The 1,597-nt window shown below is 50.9% G+C and carries 3 protein-coding genes; 1 reads left to right on the top strand and 2 read right to left on the bottom strand.

The window, feature by feature from the left end; translation table 11 throughout:
* Window positions 1–793, top strand: a 793-nt coding sequence (locus tag JHJ32_RS22470) for an RHS repeat-associated core domain-containing protein (RefSeq protein ID WP_200122945.1), incomplete at its 5' end; no start/stop codon positions are given.
* Window positions 794–1,003: 210 nt separating this feature from the next.
* Here JHJ32_RS22470 and JHJ32_RS22465 read toward each other — a convergent pair.
* Together JHJ32_RS22465 and JHJ32_RS22460 are read right to left on the bottom strand one after the other, a co-directional pair.
* Entirely contained in the window at window positions 1,004–1,192 is a 189-nt protein-coding gene (locus tag JHJ32_RS22465) for a hypothetical protein (RefSeq protein WP_200122943.1), read from the bottom strand.
* Between the two features lie 75 nt (window positions 1,193–1,267).
* On the bottom strand, window positions 1,268–1,597 hold a 330-nt coding region (locus tag JHJ32_RS22460; RefSeq protein WP_200122941.1), incomplete at its 5' end, for a helix-turn-helix domain-containing protein.

The raw sequence follows: 1,597 nt of genomic DNA, 5'->3' as shown, positions 1-1,597 counted from the left end.
AGCGGGCAATGTTGTCCCGTCGCCGAAAAACCGCTATCTTTACAACGGCAAGGAGTTGCAGGACGGTTCTGGGTATTACGACTACGGCGCACGGTTCTATGACCCGGTGATAGGCAGGTGGGGCACCATCGACCCCAAGGCCGAACTGGGCAGGCGATGGTCACCTTATGCCTATGCGTTTGACAACCCGATGCGGTTCATTGACCCGGACGGGCAATGGCCCTGGCCTGCAAGATATAACCCTTTTGCCCGTGTGCAAGCGGCCTACAACCGGTTTTTTGGTGATGTCAGAACCACGACCGATAATGCTACGGCAGCCGTTGTGCAGACAACCAAGGAAACAGGCCAGGCTATTCAGCAGTGGACGGTTGAAAACAAAGAGGGGCTTCTGTCCTCTGCAAAGGCCATGCAAGATGTTGGTGATAACGTAGCAGCTACAGGTGCGGTTATGGCGGTCGCCGGAGCACCCGTGGCTGGAGTAGGCGCTACTCCGGGAATTGCGGTAGCTGCTGCTGGGGAAACAGTTGGGTTAACCGGAGTGGCATTAGAGGTTGGTGTGCATGTTGTTACCGGAGACCTGAAAAAAGCAATTATTGCGACTGGCAATGAAGCGTTGTATCAGATTTTAGGAATAATAGGGTCAAAGGCTATAGACCAAGCCATACCGGGGCCTACACCGGATGTTTCGGGTGACATCAAGGAGGCGACAAAGCGTACTATAAACGTTATAGAAAATACGGTTAAAAAAGTAACGGATGAGACGGTTGAAAAACTAAAAGAGAAAAACAAATAATATGGATTTCAAGAATTTGCTTTATGGTTTAGGCTTCCTTTTATTTTCCTATCTGATGTACCGCTTTCTTCTTAAGAATGAAAAACCATCTTCGAGGGAAACAAATTGGCAGGGTATCCCATTGCCGAATTATATTGGTCTTTGGGGTTGTGTTATAATAGGCATAATGGCGGGCATAATACTTTTGTTCAAATCCCTGCCCCTATGAGTCTAATGGAATGGAGGCCAGATGGATATTAGTTCCTTAGTCAAGTTGTTGCCGTCTTTACTGCTTTTGGCAGCGGGTATTATGGCGAAATATTCATCCGGGGAGGACGGTTGGAAGCCCTTGAAGAAATATTGGCTGTTCTTCGTCCTGCTTGGCGCGATTTCATTGGCCGTCAGGCTATACAGATTCATGCTGTAAAGGCATAGAGGAATAGCCCGTTGAATTGCTCCTGTAGCCCGGCCGTCCAAACGAGCCGGGCTTTTTCGTTACTGCGCGTATGCCTGTTTGGCCTTGCTGTCCCTGATTGACATGTCGATGAAGTAGAAGAGCTTTTCGCGGATGTCCTCGGGGAGTTTCTGCACCTCAGGGACGCGGTCGAGCGTCCTTGCGTCCAGCTGGTCGTCGGTCTTCCCGGACAGGTAGTCGAGCGACACGTCGAGTTTGTCCGCTATCCTCCTTGCCACCTCGATCGATGGCAGGGCATCGCCCCGTTCGTACTTGCCGACCATCTCGCGCGATACGCCCGCGGCGGTCGCCAAATCCTCCTGTGACATCTTTTTTTCCTTCCTCAGTGCCGTTATCTTTTCCCCGGTGTT

Source organism: Parapedobacter sp. ISTM3 (assembly GCF_016533505.1).
Taxonomy (GTDB): Bacteria; Bacteroidota; Bacteroidia; order Sphingobacteriales; family Sphingobacteriaceae; genus Parapedobacter; species Parapedobacter luteus.
This window is presented reverse-complemented; position numbering and strand designations above follow the sequence as displayed.